Genomic DNA, 17,493 nt, shown 5'->3' with positions numbered 1-17,493 from the left:
CGGACGGCCCCCCGCCGGTGCCCGGGGACCCCGACGAGGAGCTGGTCACCCTGCTCCTCGCCGAGCAGGCCGCGCGCCGGGCGCCGGTGCGCTCGGCGGAGCTGCCACCCCACCTGTCGGCGTCGGCCCTGGTCCAGCTCGACGGCGACCCGGCGGCGTTCGCGCTCGACCTGCGTCGTCCGGTGCCGGCCCGCCCGTCGGCGGCGGCCCGTCGCGGCACGGCGTTCCACACCTGGGTGGAGGCGTTCTACGGCCGGGCGAGCCTGGTCGACGTCGACGAGCTGCCCGGTGCCGACGACGAGCTGCTGGGCCCCGAGGTCGACGTCGCTGCGCTGCGCACCGCGTTCCTGGCCACCGAGTGGGCGGACCGCGCGCCGGTCGCCATCGAGGTGGACCTGGAGACCGCCGTCGCGGGGATCACGCTGCGGGCCCGGATCGACGCCGTCTTCCCCGACCCGCAGCGCCCCGACGGGGTGGTGGTCGTCGACTGGAAGACCGGCTCACCGCCGCGGGACGACGCGACCCGCTCGTCCCGCGAGCTCCAGCTGGCGGTGTACCGCCTGGCCTGGTCCCGGCACACCGGGCTGCCGCTGGACCGGGTCCGTGCGGCGTTCTGCTACGTCGGGGCCGGGCGCACCGTCTACCCCGACCGGCTGCTCGACGAGCAGCAGATCGCCGAGCTGCTCGCCCAGGTCACGGCCGGCTGAGGCCGACCGCGCGCCTCAGACCGCCTCGGCGTCCGGCTCGTCGTCGGGCTGCTCGGGCCGGGTCTGGGCGTCCAGGTCGGCGAGCATCCCGGCGGCGTCGGCGACGACGGCCTCGTCACCGCTGTGCACCCCGAACAGCAGCCAGCGGGCCAGGGCGAGCTCACCGGCGAGCAGGGCGCGGTCGGCCAGGTGCGGGTCGGTGAGCTCGGTGCGGCGCAGCTGGTAGGCCTCGATGATCGACTCGGCGGCGTCCGCAGGGGCGGCGACCAGCAGCCAGGCCAGGTCGTCGGCCGGGTCGGCGACCATCGCCTGGCTCCAGCCGAGGATCCCGGTCACCCGGCCGTCGGCCACGAGCACGCGTTCGCCGGACAGGTCGCCGTGCACGACGGTCGGCCGGAACCGCCACCAGGACACGTCCTCCAGCCGGGACTCCCAGCGCGCCTGCAGGGTCGCCGGGACGTGCCCGGTGCGGGCGGCCTCGTCGACCTCGGCCTGGCGTCGGCGGCGGTACTCGTCGGCCGAGTAGGTGGGCAGCCCGAGGGACTCGACGACGGCGACCGGCAGCTCGTGCAGCGCGGCGATCGACCGGCCCAGGTCGGCGGACAGCCCAGGGCCCGGTTCCAGCCAGTCGAGCTCGACGGGACGCCCGTCGATCTGGGCGTGCACCACGGCACGGCCGCCGTCGGGCAGGGCGGCGAACCCGACCGGGGTGGGGACCGCGAACGGCAGCCGACCGTTCTCGACCTGGGTGGACAGCAGCCCGACGAGGGCCGTCTCGGCCTCCAGCGCCGCACCGGACGCGGCGTCCGTGGGGGCGCGCACCACCCAGCGGCGTCGCTGCGAGTCGGCGACCAGGGCCGCGTCGGTGTCGGAGTCGGGGGCGCCGAGCGCTCGCACGTCGTACGGGTCGAGCCCGGGCACGGCGACCGTCGCCAGGGCGGCGAGGGCGAGCGGGGAACGGCGCATGGGTCCCAGGCTAGGTGGCCCTCCGTCGGGGTCGGGGCGCCGTGCCCGGCGTGTCCGATCCCCTGGGCGACGGTTGCTAGCGTCGTCACGTGACCTTCAGCACCCCGCCCCTGGCCCGCTCCACCGTCGACCGGGCCGCCCACCTGCGCACGGACGCGGCGTGGCTGGCCGCGGCGCGGGTCGACCCACGCAGCCGGGTGCTGCTGGTCCGGGACGGCTCGGTCGCCACGTCCGGCGGCGACGGTGGCCCGGGGGACCCCTGGGCGGAGCCCGACGGCGAGGTGCGGCTGGCCGTGCTCGACCCGGTGAGCGCCGGCCTGGGCGAGGACGACTGGCTGTTCCTCGGCCTGGACGCCGGGGACGTGCCGTGGTTCGCCCGGCGGCTGCCGGCCGTCGCGCAGACCCCGCTCACCGGGGTGGCCAGCGACCGGCTGGTCCACCTGCCGGTGCCCGAGCCCGCCGCCACCGACGGGTTGAGCTGGACGTCGCTGCGCAGCATCGGTGCCGTGCTCGACGCGCACGACGCGGGGCTGGCGACCAGTGCGGTGGCGCTCGACCACTGGCACACCCGGCACCCGCGGTGCCCGCGCTGCGGTGCGGCGACGCAGGTCACGGCCGGCGGCTGGACGCGGCTGTGCGAGCAGGACCGCTCCGAGCACTACCCGCGCACCGACCCGGCGGTCATCATGACGGTCACCGATGCGGCCGGCCGGCTGCTGCTGGGGCGGGCCGCGGCCTGGCCGGAGCGGCGCTTCTCCACCCTGGCCGGGTTCGTCGAGGCGGGGGAGTCGCTCGAGGGCGCGGTGCGCCGCGAGGTCGCCGAGGAGACCGGGGTGCTGGTCTCGGACGTGGTCTACGCCGGGTCGCAGCCGTGGCCGTTCCCCAACTCGCTCATGCTGGGCTTCCACGCCCGTGCGGTGAGCACGCGGCTGACGCCGGACGGCGCCGAGCTGGCCGAGGCCCGCTGGTTCAGCCACGACGAGCTGGCCGAGCAGGTGCGTGCGGGCGCGGTCGTGCCGCCGGGACGCACCTCGATCGCGCGGGCGCTCATCGAGGACTGGTTCGACGGGCCGCTGCCGGTCCCGGCGCGCTGATCCGGTCGCGCCGGACGGGGCCCGGTCCGGGGTCAGCCGGCCAGGCGCGCCCGGACGTCGGCCAGCGAGGGGTTCGTCGCCGTCGTGCCGTCCGGGAAGAGCACCGTGGGGACGGTCCGGTCGCCGCCGTTGGCCGCGATGACGAACGCCTCCGCGTCGGGCTCCTGCTCCACGTCGACCTCGGCGTAGCCGATGCCGGCCGAGTCGAGCTGGGTCTTGAGCCGCCGGCAGTAGCCGCACCAGGTCGTGGTGAACATCGTCACGGTGCCCGGCTGCGGGGCCTGCGTGCTGGTCATGGCGTCCTCTGCCGTCGTACGGGGTGGAGGCACGAGAGTGCCACACCACGATGTGGGTGCGGGCTGCCACACTGGCCCGCGATGCCTGCCGACGACCTGCTCGACGCCCTCGACCCCGACCAGCGGGAGGTCGCCCGGGCCCTCGTCGGTCCGGTGTGCGTGCTCGCCGGTGCGGGGACGGGCAAGACGCGGGCGATCACGCACCGCATCGCCTACGGCGTGCGCACCGGGGTGTACCGCCCGTCCAGCGTGCTGGCCGTGACGTTCACCGCCCGGGCCGCGGGCGAGATGCGTCAGCGGCTGCGTCAGCTCGGCGTCGCCGGGGTGCAGGCGCGCACCTTCCACGCCGCCGCGCTGAGGCAGCTCGGCTACTTCTGGCCCAAGGTGGTCGGCGGCGCCCCGCCGCGCCTCGTCGAGGCCAAGGCCCCGCTCATCGCCGAGGCCGGCCGCCGGGTCGGGGTCCTGGTGGACCGGATCGCGGTGCGTGACCTGGCCTCGGAGGTCGAGTGGGCGAAGGTGAGCCTGGTCGCGGCGGACGACTACGTGGCCGCGGCCCAGGCGACCGGACGCGGCGACGTCGCCGGCGCCGACCCGCAGGCCGTCGCCCGGCTGCTGGCGTCCTACGAGGACGTGAAGACCGAGCGCGGCGTCATCGACTTCGAGGACGTGCTGCTGCTGCTCGCGGCGATGCTCGTCGACCACCGCGCGGTGGCCGACGAGGTGCGCGCCCAGTACCGGCACTTCGTCGTCGACGAGTACCAGGACGTCAGCCCGCTGCAGCAGTACCTGCTCGACCAGTGGCTCGGCGGGCGGCACGAGCTGTGCGTCGTGGGCGACCCGGCCCAGACCATCTACTCGTTCGCGGGGGCGAGCCCGCACCACCTGCTCACCTTCACCCGGACCCATCCCGGTGCCCAGGTGGTGCGTCTGGTGCGGGACTACCGCTCGACACCCCAGGTGGTCGAGGCCGCCAACCGGTTGCTGGTCGCCGGACGTCGCCCGTCCGAGCCGAGTCCGCTGCAGCTGGTCGCCCAGCGCCCGGACGGCCCGGCCGTGCGGTTCGTCGCGTACGACGACGACGAGGCCGAAGCCGGTGCGGTGGCCCGGCGCTGTGCCCGGCTGGTGGCCGACGGCACCCCGGCCGGGCAGATCGCGGTGCTGTTCCGTACGAACGCCCAGTCCCAGGCCTTCGAGGAGGCGCTGGCCGCCGCGGGTCTGGGGTACCAGGTGCGCGGCGGCGAGCGCTTCTTCGCCCGGCGCGACGTGCGTGACGCGCTCGTGCTGCTGCGCGGTGGCGCGCGGTCGGCGGACCCGACCCTGCCGCTCGGCACCCAGGTGCGCGACATCCTGCTGACCGTCGGCTGGGCGGAGCAGCCCCCGGCGGCCCGCGGCGCGGCCCGGGAGCGGTGGGATGCGATGAACGCTCTCGTGGGGCTGGCCGACGAGCTCGCCGCCGACCCGGCGCGGGAGGAGCCGGCGACCGTCCGGGACCTGGTGGCCGACCTCGACGAGCGCGCGGCCTCCCAGCACGCCCCCGCCGTCGACGGCGTCACGCTCGCGTCCTTGCACGCGGCCAAGGGGCTCGAGTGGGACGCGGTGTTCCTCGTCGGGCTGTCCGAGGGGCTGCTGCCGATCTCGCTCGCCGAGTCCGACGAGCAGGTCGCCGAGGAGCGCCGGCTGCTCTACGTCGGGATCACGCGGGCGCGGGTGCACCTCGAGCTGTCCTACGCCCGGGCGCGTGCCGGCGGTGGACGGGGCAACCGGCGGGTGAGCCGGTTCCTCGTGCCGCTGTGGCCGCAGGCGGCGCCCCCGCCGGCACGGGGTGCCCTGCCGCCGCTGGACGTCGAGCTGCTCGACCGGCTGCGGGCCTGGCGCTCGCTCATCGCCGACCAGACCGCCAAACCGGCGTTCACGGTGCTGTCCGACGCGGTGCTCGACCAGGTCGCCCGCGCTCATCCAGCCTCGTTCGCCGACCTGGCCGCGATCCGCGGCATCGGCCCGGCCAAGATCGAACGGTTCGGGGCCCAGGTGCTCGCGGTGGTCGCCGGACGAGCGGTCTGAGGACGTTTCTCGAGCTCGTCGTTAAATCGCTTGGCAGCCCGTGGGCACGTGACCTACGGTGGCCAGGTCCTTGTTCGTGGGCCGCGTCGCAAGACGTCGTGCCCGTCCCGGAAGGAGGTGGCTCGCAATGAAGAAGTACTCCAGCACAGGCAACGCGGCGTTCGCACGCTCGCTCGCGCCCATGTTCCGCGGCGCCACCGCCGGCTTCCAGGGGCGTGGTGTGCCCACTGGCGGCACGTTCACGCGCGAGCGCAGCGGCGCCCTCGGCACCGATCTGTTCAGGACCACCGTGGTCTGACCGACAAGGTCGACCTACGACCGCGGAGTCCTCACCGGATCCGCGGTCTTCTGCTTTCTCGGGGTCTCCCGGGTGCGGCAGGTGCGGATCTCAGCACCACAGCTCACCTGCAAGGACACACCAGGAGGCCATCGTGCGGCCCACCATGCTGCTCGACCTTCCCACCACGGGACTCGGGGCCCAGCGCCAGCTGGACACCGACGCGTTCGACCATCTCGTCACGGAGCTCGTGCCGTGCCGATCCCACGACCCCGAGCTCTGGTTCGCCGAGCGCACCGCCCAGGTCGAGCAGGCCAAGGCCCTGTGCCGGGCCTGCCCGCTCATGGCGGGCTGCCTCGCCGGTGCGATCGACCGCGCCGAGCCGTGGGGCGTGTGGGGCGGCCAGGTCTTCGTCGGCGGGGTCGTCGTCGCGACGAAGCGCGGGCGCGGACGTCCGCGCAAGGACGCAGCCGTCGCCTGACCGGCCGGGAGCTCTCATCCCGGCCGGTCAGGCTGCTCCGTCCGGGCGAACAGCCACTGCGCGGGGTCGTCGCCGCAGCCGCACCGTGGGTGCGGCGCCCACACACGTTCGCGTGGCACCGCATCGGGCAGCGGCACCTGCCACGTGAGACCCGGCCGCCGCGGCTCACCGTCGAGCAGGCCGAGCACCATCGCCGCCGCCAGGTGCGCGGCCACCCCGGCGAGCACCGGGACGTGCAGCTCACCCGGGCGGTTCGCAGGGGCAGCGGCCAGCCGGTGCAGCAGCGCCGGCCACGCGGGGTCGGCGTCGGTGCGGTGCAGGTCCAGGCAGCGCAGGCACGGACCGTCGCCCGGCACCACGAGCGGTCCCACCTGCACCTCAGCCTCCCGGACCAGCACCGACAGGTGCGGCAGCCCGTAGGCGAGCAGGGTCGTCGCCCGCACCGGGTCGGCGACCTCGCCCTCGACGACGACGATCACCTCGGGGTCGTCCTGCGCCGGCGACGACCGCAGGTGCGGGGCGACGTCGCGCAGCAGCCGCGCGGCCACGTCCTGGCGGGCGGCCCCGACGTCGCTCCACCGGTAGCCTCCCGGGCCCACGTCCACCGACCGCACCGGGGTCGGGTCCTCCAGCCGCAGCGCACCCACCCCGCAGGTCGCGAGGGCACCGGCCAGCATGAGCCCGGTGGGCCCCAGGCCGAGGACGCCGACCGCGGCCTGCTGGCGTCGTTCGATGCGCGGACGCCCGTCGCCGTCGGGTTCCAGCAGGCTCCAGGCCACCGCGTCGACCGCACCGACGTTCAGCGGCGGCCGGTGCGGCCGGCCGGGCACCAGCACCCCGGCGCTGGTCAGCTCGTCGAGCAGCTGGTCCCAGCGATCGGCGGGAACCCCTGGTGCGGCGGCAGGGACGGGTGAGCCGGGGACGAGGGCACGCAGCCCGGCCCGTTCGGCCTCGGTGAGCCCGGGCAGCCGGACCGCCCAGCGCGGGTCGCAGCCGAGCTGCACACCGTGCTCGGCCAGGTCGAGCACCCGCAGGCCCGGCCGGAGCCGTCGGGTCGTGGCGCCCGGACCCGGTCGAGCCGCGTCATGACCCGTGCGCACGTGCCGCCCCCGTCCGTCGTCCGCCCGCCGGGTGCGGCGGGGACGACCACCGTGCCAGGCGACGGGTGCGAGGGGGCGCGCTCGTCCACAGCCGGTGCGCGGTGGAGGTCAGCAGTGCCCGGCAAGGGCCGTCAGTGCCTGGGCGCGGCGAAGGGGCACCGCCGTGCTGGCGGTGCCCCTTCGCTGGAGTCGAGCCTCAGGCCTTGCCGAGGATGCGGTTGAGCTTGGTCCCGCAGGTGGGGCAGATGGCCTTGGCCATCTTGCGCCCGGACTCGGAGACCACGACGTCCCCGGTCGCCTCCCGCTTCTCCTTGCACTTGACGCAGTAGAACTCGCCCGAGTAGGTCTCGGCCATCTGTGCTTCCTCCTCCAGTGGACACCCGGCCTTGCTCGAGGCCGCCGGTGGGCGGATCTCTGGCGATCCGCGACCCACACAGTAGCGGTCGGTCGGCGGCTGCCCGGTTCAGCGCGCCGCGGCTGCGGGTGAACCACCTGCGGCGTTAGCGTGCGGCTGTGGCGGGCGCGGACGGGACGAACCAGGTCGAGGTGCGTCGTTCGGCACGCCGTACCCGGACGGTGAGCGCCTGGCGGCGGGACGGACGGGTGGTCGTCGCGATCCCGGCCCGGTTCACCCGTGCGCAGGAGCGTGAGTGGGTGGCGCGGATGACCGCGCGGCTGGACGCGGCGGACCGTCGGACCCGCCCGTCCGACGACGAGCTGGTCGAGCGCGCGGCCGTGCTCTCGCGCCGCTACCTGGGTGGACGAGCTCGGCCGCGCACCGTGGCGTGGTCCAGCCGGCAGGGCGCCCGCTGGGGGTCGTGCACCCCGGCGCACGGCAGCATCCGGCTGTCCGACCGGCTGCAGGGCATGCCGGTCTGGGTGGTCGACTACGTGCTGCTGCACGAGCTGGTCCACCTGCTGCACGCCGGGCACGGGCCCGCGTTCTGGGCCGAGCTGGCGGTCTACCCGCACACCGAGCGGGCCCGGGGCTTCCTCGACGGGGTCGCCCACGTGCAGGGCACGGGGTTGCCCGGTGACGAGGGACCGGCGGGCGAGCCGGACGCGGCCGACGACGTCGACGACGAGGGCTGAGCCCGTCAGGCGGTCGGCGGCTCGTCCGGGCCGAGGATGTCGGCCAGCACGCGGTCCAGGTCCTGCGAGCCCTCGACGGCGGCCTGGGTGCGGGCCGCGTAGCCGTCCGGGTCGTCCAGGTCCTCGGCGGTCGGCATGAGGTCGGGGTGGTTCCACACCGCGTCGCGGGCCGTGGTGCCGCCGTCGGTGGCGATGGTGGCCCACAGCCGTGCGGCGTCGCGCAGCCGGCGCGGGCGCAGCTCCAGCCCGACGAGCGTCGCGAAGGTCTGCTCGGCCGGGCCGCCGGCCGCCCGACGACGGCGCAGCATCTCGCGCAGCGACACGGCGTGCGGCAGGTGCGGGGCGGCGGCCGCCGCACTCACCTCGTCGACCCAGCCCTCGACCAGGGCGAGCGCGGTCTCCAGGCGCACGAGCGCGGCCTGCTGCTCGGCCGTGGTGCGCGGGGCGAAGACGCCGCCGGACAGCGCGTCCTGCAGGGCGCCCGGGTCGTTGACGTCGACCGAGCGCACGGCCTGCTCGAGCTGCTCGGGGTCGATCGCGATGCCCCGGGCGTAGGCCTCGACGGCGGCGGTGAGCCAGCCGTGCAGCCACGGCACCCCGGCGTAGAGCCGGCTCGCGGCGGCCTCGCGCAGCGCCAGGAACAGTCGCACCTCGGCGACCGGGGCGTCCAGCCCCTGCGCGAACGCCTCGACGTTCGCCGGCACGAGCGCCGGGACCGACGGGGTCAACAGCGGCACACCGACGTCGGTGGTGCCGAACACCTCACGGGCCAGCGTGCCGGCGGCCTGGCCGACCTGCAGCCCGAACACGGCCGAGCCGAGCCGTCGGACCATCGAGGTCGGGTCGACCCCGAGCTGCGCCCCGCTGCCCTCGCCGAGCGGGCCGGCGTCACCGAGCTGGCCGGCGAGCAGCTCGGCCAGCGCCGTGGACATCGAGGCGGCGACCGGTTCGGTGAGCGTGCGCCAGGCCGGCAGGGTCGCCTCGACCCACTCGGCACGGCTCCAGGCCCGGCGCTGCCCGGTGGCCGGCGGCAGGTCGGTGGCGGCGTCGAGCCACAGCTCGGCGACGGTGAGCGCCTCGACGGTGAGCCGCACCTGCTCGGCGCCCGGGGTCGGGTCGCCGCCCACCGAGGCCGCCTGACGAGCCAGGTCGTGCGCGACGGGCCAGTTGACGGGATCGTCGCCGGACTCCGCCATCATGCGGTTGACCTGGGAGAACACAGCGGCCATCGTCGTCGGGTCGGCGGGCAGCCCGGAGGCCGCGGCCAGGGCGGACGGGTCGACACCGGAGGCGCGCATCTGCTCGATGGCGTCGTCGGCGGCGGGGCCGAGCAGCTGGCGCAGGAACTGCTCCCAGGGAGGGGGAGTGCCGTCGGCGGGGGGCTGGGCGGTCATGGTCGCTCCTGCGGGCGTGGGGGTTCCTTGGTTCACGGTAACCAGCGCCGCCGGGCGTTCGTCGACCCGTGGCGACGGGTTCGCTGAGGGCGCAGCGCCCACCCGCCCCGCCGACGGCCAGGCCGGTGCGGCATGATGCCCGGGTGTCCGACCCCAACCCGCCCGTCGTGCCGCCGACGGACCCGGTGCCACTGCCGCCCGCCGACCAGGCTCTGCCGGCGGTGCGGTACAGCCCGCGGTCGATCACGTTGTCGGTGTCGCTGCTGACCTCCGCAGTGCTCGCGGCCGGGCTCGCGGTGCTGCCCGCGCCGTACGTCGTGGACTCGCCCGGGCCGACGAAGAACGTGCTCGGCGAGCAGGACGGCACCCCGCTCATCGCCATCACGGGGGCACCGACCTACGACTCGACCGGTGAGCTGCGGCTCACCACGGTCTCGGAGGTCGGCAGCCCCGGCTACCCGGCGCTCGCGCCCCAGGTGATCGGCGGCTGGCTGTCGCGGTCGTCGCTCGTGCGCCCGGTGGAGACCACCGGTGACGCGGGCCAGACGCAGGAGCAGGTCCAGCAGACCAACGCCGCCCTCATGGTCTCCTCGCAGGAGAACGCGACGGTCGCGGCCCTCACCGAGCTGGGCTACGAGGTGCCCGCCACGCTCACGGTCGCCGGTGTGCAGGACGGCACCGGTGCGGTGGGGGTGCTCGCCGAGGGTGACGTCATGACCGCGATCGACGGGACCCCGCTGCCGGACTACGCCACGATGGTGCGCACGCTCGCCGCGACCACGCCCGGCAGCACCATCACGGTGCGCGTGCAGCGCGCCGGGGCCTCGCTGGACCTGCCGGTGGTCACCGGCGCCCGGCCGGACGGCGGTGCGCGCATCGGGGTCTACGTGGACCCGACGTTCGACCCGCCGGTCGACGTGAAGATCAGCATCGACGGGATCGGCGGCCCGAGCGCCGGCACCATGTTCGCGCTCGGCATCATCGACCGCATGACCCCGCAGGACGAGGCGAACGGCCAGGTCATCGCGGGGACCGGCACGATCGACGTGACCGGTGCCGTGGGCGCGATCGGGGGCATCCAGCAGAAGATGGCCGGGTCCCGGCGCGACGGTGCCGCCTGGTTCCTGGCACCGGTGAGCAACTGCGCCGACGTCGTCGGGCATGTGCCCGACGGGTTGCGGGTGGTCGCGGTGAGCACGTTGCACGAGGCCCGTGAGGCCGTGGTGGCGATCGGTGCGGGCCGCGGCGACACGTTGCCGACCTGCACGGCGGCCGCGACACCCGAGGCGACGGCGACCCCGTCGGGCACGGCGAGCACCCCGGCCGGCTGAGCCGCGCGGCGGCGGCCGGACGAGCCCGGCGAGGTCGCCGAGCTCAGTCCGTGAGGTCGCTGAGCTCAGTCGAGCGTCGCGCGCAGCGCCTCGACGAGCCCGGGCACGAGGTCCGAGCCCTGCAGCACCTGGTCGTCGACGTCGTTGGCCCGGGTCCGCACCGCGCACCAGGCGTGCCCGGTGCGCAGCACGCCGACGGCCATCCGCACGTCCTGCCGGTCGGGGTGGTCCAGCAGCGCGGCCTGCGCGGCGGCCGGGTCGGCGGGCAGGCCCTCCTCGGCCGCCGGCGGCAGCACGACGCGCTCGACGGTGAGGGCCACCCCGTCGACCGTGGGCGGCCAGGCCAGGGACGCGAGCAGCTGCTCCAGGTCGACGGCGGCGGGCAGCCCCTCCTGCTCGACCGAGGTGAGGTGCCACGGCTGGTGCCGGGCGCCCTCGAGCACGGCGGCGTCGAGCTGGTCGGCGAGGGCGGGCTCGGCGGCCAGCGCGGCAGCGGTGCGGACCAGGGCGAACACGCGGACCGGGGCATCCCAGCCGGCGGCGGCGACATGCCGCTCCACCTCGCGCACCGCATCGGCCAGCGCAGCGCCGGCCAGGACGTCGTCAGGGCTGGGCACGAGCCCATCGTGGCACGATGTGGGAACCTGGTGCGCCGCCCGACCGTTGTGCCGACAGGCCCCTAGGACCGACGACGAGGACTCGACCACCGTGACGTTCCCTGCAGGATCCCGCCCCGCCCCCGCACCGCGACCGGCCCGGCGGCGTCGCCGGGGTGCGCTGGTGCCGACGCTGGCGGTGCTCGCGGGCATCGTGCTGGTCGTCCTCGTGCTCGCCCAGGTGTGGACCGAGGTGCTCTGGTACCGCCAGCTCGGCTACAGCCAGGTGCTGTGGACCCAGTGGGGGACCCGTGCGGGGCTGTTCGTGCTCGGGTTCCTCGCCATGGGCGGTGCGGTCTACGCGAGCATGACCTACGCCTACCGCGCCCGGCCGGTGTACGCCCCGTCCGACCCGGAGCAGGCCAACCTCGACCAGTACCGCGAGGCCATCGAGCCGCTGCGCCGGCTGGTCGGGATCGTCGGGCCGCTCGTGCTCGGGCTGTTCGCGGCGGGTGCCGCAGCCTCGCAGTGGGAGACCGTGCAGCTCTTCCTGCACCGCTCGGCGGTCGGCACCACGGATCCGCAGTACGGGCTGGACCTGGGCTTCTACTTCTTCACGCTGCCCCTGCTGCGGTTCGTCGTCTCGTTCGTGCTCGCGGTGGCGATCCTGGCGGCGATCGTCGCGGTGGCCACCCACTACCTCTACGGCGGGCTGCGGATCGGCGGCCCGGCCGGGCAGCCGCGCATGACGCGGGCGGCGCGGGCGCAGCTGTTCTCCATCGGTGCGGTCGTCATGGTCGCGGTGGCGGCCAACTACTGGCTGGACCGCTACTCGATCCTCATGAAGAACAGCCAGGGCGCGAAGTTCGCCGGTGCCTCGTACACCGACGTCACCGCGGTGATCCCGGCCAAGGCGATCCTCGCGATCGCCGCCCTCGTGGTCGCGGCCGCGTTCGTGGTCGCCGCGGTCCGCGGGAACTGGCGGCTCCCGGCGCTCGGCGTCGGCGCGATGGTGGTGGCGGCCGTCGCGATCGGCGGCATCTACCCGGCCATCGTGCAGCGCTTCACCGTCCAGCCCAACCAGCAGGACGCGGAGAGCCAGTACATCCAGCGCAACATCGACGCGACGTCGACCGCGTACGGCCTCAACAACATCGAGACCACCGAGTACGACGCGAAGGTGACGGCGCAGGCCGGCCAGCTGCGCGAGGACGCCGACACCACGGCGTCCATCAGGCTGCTCGACCCGAGCATCGTCAGCCCGTCGTTCAAGCAGCTGCAGCAGATCCGCGGCTTCTACTCGTTCCCGGACACGCTGTCCGTCGACCGGTACGACGTGGGCAACCAGAGCCGCGACACCGTGATCGCGGTGCGCGAGCTCGACCAGTCCGGGCTGTCCTCGGCGCAGCAGAACTGGGTGAACCAGACCACCGTCTACACCCACGGGTTCGGCGTCGTGGCCGCCTACGGCAACACCGTGACCACCCGGGGTGCGCCGGCGTTCTGGGAGGGCGGCATCCCCTCGACCGGGTCGATGGGGAGCTACGAGCCCCGGGTCTACTTCGGCCAGAGCTCGCCGGCGTACTCGATCGTGGGCGGCCCCGACGGCACCACGGGCTGGGAGCTGGACTACCCGACCGACTCCAACGGCGGTGCGGCCAACACCCGCTTCCCGACCCAGACGGTGAGCGCCGGTCCGAGCATCGGCAGCCTGTGGAACAAGCTGCTCTACGCGATCAAGTTCGGTGACGAGCAGATCCTGTTCTCCGACCGGGTGAACGCCGACTCGCAGATCCTGTACGACCGTGACCCGGCCGCCCGGGTGCAGAAGGTCGCCCCGTACCTCACGCTCGACGGGCGGGTCTACCCGGCGGTGGTCGACGGGCGCATCAAGTGGATCGTCGACGGCTACACCACGACGGACGAGTACCCCTACTCGGCGAGCGAGTCGCTGGACTCGGCCACCACCGACTCCCTCACCCAGACCTCGGCCACCGTGACGGCGCTGCAGCCGCAGACGGTCAACTACATCCGCAACTCGGTGAAGGCCACGGTCGACGCCTACGACGGCAGCGTCCAGCTGTACACGTGGGACGCCGACGACCCGATCCTCAAGGCCTGGTCGCAGGTGTTCCCCGGCTCGGTCAAGCCGATGTCGCAGATCTCGGGCGACCTCATGAGCCACCTGCGTTACCCCGAGGACCTGTTCAAGGTGCAGCGCACCCTGCTGGCCAAGTACCACGTGCAGGACGCGGCCCAGTTCTTCTCGGGCAACGACTTCTGGCAGCTGCCGGCCGATCCGGTGCACACCGGTGCTCCGGTCGCGCAGCCGCCCTACTACCTGACGCTGCGCATGCCGACCCAGGACTCGGCGACGTTCTCGCTCATGAGCACGTTCATCCCGAGCGGGTCGACCGCGCGTGAGGTGCTCACCGGGTACGTCGCGGTCGACGCCGACGCGGGCAGCACCGCGGGGCAGAAGTCGCCCGACTACGGCAAGATCCGGCTGCTGGAGCTGCCGCGCGACTCCACGGTGCCCGGACCGGGCCAGGCCTCGGCCAACTTCATCAACGACTCGACGATCTCCCAGCAGCTCAACCTGCTGGAGCAGGCCTCGTCGACCGTACGCCGCGGCAACCTGCTCACGCTGCCCGTCGGCGGCGGGCTGCTCTACGTCCAGCCGGTGTACGTGCAGGCGTCGTCGGGCACCACGTTCCCGTCGCTGCAGCGGGTGCTGGTCTCCTTCGGTGACCAGACCGGGTTTGCCGCGACGCTGAGCGAGGCGCTCGACCAGGTGTTCCAGGGTGACTCCGGGGCCAAGACCGGCGACACGAGCAACGTGCCGACCGTGACCCCGTCGCCGGAAGCCACCCCCACGCCGACGCCGAGCCCGTCCGGGACGGCCACGCCGACCCCGTCGGGCACCGCCAGCCCGGCACCGAGCCCGACGTCGAGCGATGCGCTCGCCCAGGCGAAGGCGGACCTGGCCAGCGCCCTGGCGGACGCCAACCAGGCGATCAAGGACGGCCAGACGGCGCTCGCGAACAACGACTTCGCCGCCTACGGGGACGCCCAGAAGCGCCTGGACAGCGCCATCCAGCGCGCGACGGACGCCCAGAACCGCATCGGCTGAGCCCGGCCGCGGGCCTCGTCCCCGAACCTCGGCCCCGGCCAGGGACCGGGGGCGGGGTCCCGGACCGGGGCTCACGGGCGGACGTAGCATCGCCCGGTGGATCGCGCGCGCCTTCTCGATGCCGTGCTGCACATCAGCGACGTCCTGGTGGGCGGTGACGACCAGTTCCAGCCCCTGGTGGACGCCGCCACGCTGGTCCGCCAGGTGACGGGCGCCCGGCTCGCACCGATCTTCCTCATGAGCGACACCGGGCAGGACCACGTGCTCGTCGCGGACGAGGAGCAGCGGGCGGCGCTCGGTGCGGAGTTCGTCGCGCTGCCGGTCGAGCCGTACGTGCGCGAGCCGTGGCTCAACCACGACGAGGTCCCGGTCTGGGGCCGCGAGCAGCCGGATGCGTGGGCGGCGCTGCCGCCGGCGTTCCAGGCGGCGTTCGCCCCCGTCGAGGTGTGTGTGCCGATCCATGCCGACGGCCGGCACTTCGGGGCGATGCTGCTGGCCTTCGACCCGGACGTCGAGGCGGACGCCGATCTGCGGGCGTTCCTCGCCGTCGTGGGCCGGGTGCTCGGCAACGCCGTCTACCGGCGGCAGACGGCCCGGCGCGAACGTGAGCTGGGCGCCCTCGAGGAGCGACGCCGGCTCAGCGAGGAGCTGCACGTCGAGCTGTCCCAGCAGGTCGCGGCCGTCGGGCTGCAGGTCGGGCTGGTGCAGATGGACCTGGGTGAGTCCGACGCCGCCCGGTTGACCGCTGACGTCGCGCACCTCGACGAGATGGTCGAGGGGCTCAAGCAGAGCCTGCGCGCCCAGATGCTCGGCCTGCGCGCCGACGCCGAGCTGGTCACCGGGTCGCTGGAGGCCCGGGTGCGCGAGCAGGTCGAGGCGTTCCGCCGCCTCACGGACCTCACCGTCACGTTCGAGTGCAGCGGCAGCGGTGCGGCCGGCGGGGTGCCGCCGTTCGTCGCCGCGCAGCTGGTCCGGGTGCTGCAGGAGGCGTTGGCGAACGTGCGGCTGCACGCGCACGCCTCGGCCGTCGTGGTGCGCCTGGCACCGAGCACGGCGGGCATCCGGCTGGAGGTCGAGGACGACGGCGTCGGGTTCGACCAGGACGCGGTGCTCGCGTCCCGGCTGGGCCTGCGCATCATGGCCGAGCGGCTGGCGCAGGTCGACGGCGTGGTCCGGTTCGAGACGTCGCCGTCGTCCGGCACCCGGGTGGTGGCCGAGGCCCCGCTGCGGCCGCGTGACACGGGCGGCGTACAGGTCGAGGAGGTGCTGCGCCGTGGCTGACGGGCCGGCCGGTGTGCTCGTGGTGGACGACCATGCGCTGTTCCGGGACGGTCTGGTGGCGGTCATCGGGCGCTGGCCCGAGTTCGAGGTGGTGGGGTGTGCCGCCGACGGCGAGGAGGGCGTGCGGCTCGCGCACACGCTGCACCCGGACCTCGTGCTCATGGACGTGCGGATGGCCGGGATCGGCGGGGTGGAGGCCGCGCGGCAGATCACGGCGGCGGACCCGCAGGTGCGGGTCGCGATGCTCACGGCCTCCCGGCTGGGTGACGACGTGTACCAGGCGCTGCGCGGCGGTGCGCACGGCTACCTGAGCAAGGACGAACCGGCCGAGCGGCTGCACGTCGCGCTGCTCGGGCTGATGCGCGGCGAGACGGCGCTGTCGTCGACCATCGCGGGGCAGGTGCTGGCCGAGCTCGGCGCGCCGGGGCGGGCTGCGCCGTCGTCGCCGGAGTGGTTGACCCAGCGCGAGCGCCAGGTGCTGCGGCTGCTGGTCGACGGGCGCTCCAACGAGGAGATCGGCCGGATGCTCTTCCTGTCGGAGGCGACGGTGAAGAAGTACCTGGGGTCGATCACGAGCAAGCTGCACGTGAAGAACCGGGTGCAGGCCGCGGTCTACGGGCTGCGCGAGGGGATCGTGGAGTAGACCTTCGGCTACCCCACCGCAGCCGAAAGGCGATGTTGGTCGCCCCTCTGGCTGGGCTTGACTCGTCCTTGGCGGTTCAACGAGGACCGCCGTGTGCGCCGGACGGCGCCGGACGGGAGGATCTCGATGACGACGGTCGTCGTCCACACCTGGGCCCGTGACCCGGGCAATGCACTGGTACGCCCCGACGGGACCCTCGAGTGGCGCTCGGCCAAGCTCGCCCCCGGTGAGGACGACCCGGCGGCGGTCGCGACCGCCGTGGCGGTGGCTGCTGCCCGCGGCGGGGACGCCGTGGCGCTCACCCTCGGCGACGGCGACCCGAGCTGGGCGCTGGCGCGGGGTGCCACGCGTGCGGTCGTCATCGCCGACGCCGAGGGGGGCGCCGGTGAGCTCGAGCTCGACGAGGCCGGTGTCGCGGGCCTGCTCGCCGCGGGCGTGCGGGCCGTCGAGGGCGCGGACGTGGTCGTGATCGGCGACAGCGAGGCACACCCGGGTGTCGCCGGGGCGCTGGCCGGGCAGCTGGGCTGGTCGGCCGTCCTGGCCGCCTCGCAGGTGCAGGTGACGTCGGACGGGCTGGAGGTCGTGCGCCGGGTCGCCGAGGGCGTGCAGACGCTCCTCGTGACGCCGCCGGTGGTCGTCGGGGTGCGTGCCGACCAGGCCGAGTCCCGTGCTCCCGGGATGAAGGAGCAGCTTGCGGCCCGCAAGCGGCCGGTGCAGAAGCTCGCGGTGGCGGACCTCGACGTGACGGCCGCACCGCAGGTCGAGGTGGAGAGCACGCGGCTGCCGAGCACGCAGGGCGCCCGGCTGTTCGACGGCTCACCCCAGGAAGCCGCGCAGGCCCTCGTGGCCGCGCTGCGCAGCGAAGGAGCGGTGCGATGACGGCGTGGGTGGTGCTGACCAGCCCCGAGGGTGCGGGTGCGGCCGGTCGAGAGGTCGACCTTGGGCTGGAAGTACATCTGCAGCTCGTCCTGCCGCGACTCGCGCAAGGCCTGGTGCAGCTCGCCGAGCAGCTGCAGCCGCACGGTCGAGGACTTGTCGGTG

At 74.7% G+C, this 17,493-nt stretch carries 17 protein-coding genes; 11 read left to right on the top strand and 6 right to left on the bottom strand.

Translation table 11 applies throughout. The features are described 5' to 3' along the window. A partial coding sequence (locus tag F2B26_RS08560) for a RecB family exonuclease (RefSeq protein WP_201292671.1) occupies window positions 1–707 on the top strand: 707 nt, incomplete at its 5' end. A 15-nt stretch (window positions 708–722) separates the two neighbouring features. On the opposite strand, the gene F2B26_RS08555 is transcribed toward F2B26_RS08560, so the two are convergent. After that, complete coding sequence (locus F2B26_RS08555; protein ID WP_159808372.1) at window positions 723–1,673, bottom strand: phosphotransferase; 951 nt, start codon at window positions 1,671–1,673, stop codon at window positions 723–725. An 89-nt stretch (window positions 1,674–1,762) separates the two neighbouring features. Between F2B26_RS08555 and nudC the strand changes: the two genes are divergently transcribed. Next, entirely contained in the window at window positions 1,763–2,767 is a 1,005-nt protein-coding gene (gene nudC, locus F2B26_RS08550; RefSeq protein ID WP_159808370.1) for an NAD(+) diphosphatase, read from the top strand. 32 nt (window positions 2,768–2,799) lie between these two features. Here the strand turns inward: nudC and F2B26_RS08545 are convergent, their stop codons facing one another. Further along, window positions 2,800–3,063 carry a mycoredoxin gene (locus F2B26_RS08545; RefSeq protein WP_159808368.1) on the bottom strand — a complete coding sequence of 88 codons (264 nt, stop codon included), beginning with the start codon at window positions 3,061–3,063 and terminating at the stop codon, window positions 2,800–2,802. Between the two features lie 81 nt (window positions 3,064–3,144). Between F2B26_RS08545 and F2B26_RS08540 the strand changes: the two genes are divergently transcribed. The 3 genes from F2B26_RS08540 to F2B26_RS08530 all read left to right on the top strand — a co-directional run bounded on the left by F2B26_RS08540 (window position 3,145) and on the right by F2B26_RS08530 (window position 5,882). Continuing rightward, window positions 3,145–5,124, top strand: a complete 1,980-nt coding sequence (locus F2B26_RS08540; protein WP_159808366.1) for an ATP-dependent helicase — start codon at window positions 3,145–3,147, stop codon at window positions 5,122–5,124. Between the two features lie 127 nt (window positions 5,125–5,251). After that, window positions 5,252–5,422 (top strand): hypothetical protein, encoded by a 171-nt coding sequence (locus F2B26_RS08535; RefSeq protein ID WP_159808364.1) that lies wholly within the window; start codon window positions 5,252–5,254, stop codon window positions 5,420–5,422. A 133-nt stretch (window positions 5,423–5,555) separates the two neighbouring features. After that, window positions 5,556–5,882 (top strand): WhiB family transcriptional regulator, encoded by a 327-nt coding sequence (locus F2B26_RS08530; RefSeq protein WP_235929574.1) that lies wholly within the window; start codon window positions 5,556–5,558, stop codon window positions 5,880–5,882. A 14-nt stretch (window positions 5,883–5,896) separates the two neighbouring features. Here F2B26_RS08530 and F2B26_RS08525 read toward each other — a convergent pair whose 3' ends face one another. Both F2B26_RS08525 and F2B26_RS17215 read right to left on the bottom strand, forming a co-directional pair. After that, on the bottom strand, window positions 5,897–6,982 hold the full coding sequence (locus F2B26_RS08525; protein WP_159808362.1) for a ThiF family adenylyltransferase: 1,086 nt from the start codon (window positions 6,980–6,982) through the stop codon (window positions 5,897–5,899). A gap of 196 nt (window positions 6,983–7,178) precedes the next feature. Next, entirely contained in the window at window positions 7,179–7,337 is a 159-nt protein-coding gene (locus F2B26_RS17215) for a DUF5679 domain-containing protein (protein WP_201292670.1), read from the bottom strand. Window positions 7,338–7,495: 158 nt separating this feature from the next. On the opposite strand from F2B26_RS17215, the gene F2B26_RS08520 reads away from it, so the two are divergent. Next, complete coding sequence (locus tag F2B26_RS08520; RefSeq protein WP_159808360.1) at window positions 7,496–8,074, top strand: YgjP-like metallopeptidase domain-containing protein; 579 nt, start codon at window positions 7,496–7,498, stop codon at window positions 8,072–8,074. Between the two features lie 5 nt (window positions 8,075–8,079). Here F2B26_RS08520 and F2B26_RS08515 read toward each other — a convergent pair whose 3' ends face one another. Next, window positions 8,080–9,468 (bottom strand): zinc-dependent metalloprotease, encoded by a 1,389-nt coding sequence (locus F2B26_RS08515; RefSeq protein WP_159808358.1) that lies wholly within the window; start codon window positions 9,466–9,468, stop codon window positions 8,080–8,082. A 143-nt stretch (window positions 9,469–9,611) separates the two neighbouring features. On the opposite strand from F2B26_RS08515, the gene F2B26_RS08510 reads away from it, so the two are divergent. Further along, a complete protein-coding gene (locus F2B26_RS08510; protein WP_235929573.1) occupies window positions 9,612–10,799 on the top strand; it encodes a YlbL family protein in 1,188 nt (395 codons plus the stop codon). 65 nt (window positions 10,800–10,864) lie between these two features. Here F2B26_RS08510 and F2B26_RS08505 read toward each other — a convergent pair whose 3' ends face one another. After that, entirely contained in the window at window positions 10,865–11,416 is a 552-nt protein-coding gene (locus F2B26_RS08505) for a PPA1309 family protein (protein WP_159808354.1), read from the bottom strand. Window positions 11,417–11,579: 163 nt separating this feature from the next. On the opposite strand from F2B26_RS08505, the gene F2B26_RS08500 reads away from it, so the two are divergent. From F2B26_RS08500 to F2B26_RS08485, 4 genes are all read left to right on the top strand, one after another. Continuing rightward, window positions 11,580–14,528, top strand: a complete 2,949-nt coding sequence (locus F2B26_RS08500; protein ID WP_235929572.1) for a UPF0182 family membrane protein — start codon at window positions 11,580–11,582, stop codon at window positions 14,526–14,528. A gap of 96 nt (window positions 14,529–14,624) precedes the next feature. Further along, the gene (locus tag F2B26_RS08495; RefSeq protein WP_159808350.1) at window positions 14,625–15,809 is read left to right on the top strand and encodes a sensor histidine kinase; all 1,185 of its coding nucleotides are present in this window, start codon (window positions 14,625–14,627) and stop codon (window positions 15,807–15,809) included. Beyond that, window positions 15,802–16,452: a response regulator gene (locus tag F2B26_RS08490; RefSeq protein WP_159808348.1), complete on the top strand. Its 651-nt coding sequence runs from the start codon at window positions 15,802–15,804 to the stop codon at window positions 16,450–16,452. The genes F2B26_RS08495 and F2B26_RS08490 overlap by 8 nt, the downstream gene beginning before the upstream one ends. Before the next feature lie 126 nt (window positions 16,453–16,578). Continuing rightward, on the top strand, window positions 16,579–17,331 hold the full coding sequence (locus tag F2B26_RS08485; protein ID WP_159808346.1) for an electron transfer flavoprotein subunit beta/FixA family protein: 753 nt from the start codon (window positions 16,579–16,581) through the stop codon (window positions 17,329–17,331). Window positions 17,332–17,493: the final 162 nt, after the last annotated feature.

Source organism: Cellulomonas citrea (genome assembly GCF_009829685.1).
GTDB lineage: Bacteria > Actinomycetota > Actinomycetes > Actinomycetales > Cellulomonadaceae > Cellulomonas > Cellulomonas citrea.
Note: the sequence above shows the minus strand (reverse complement) of the source record. Positions and strands in the feature narration are given on the sequence as shown.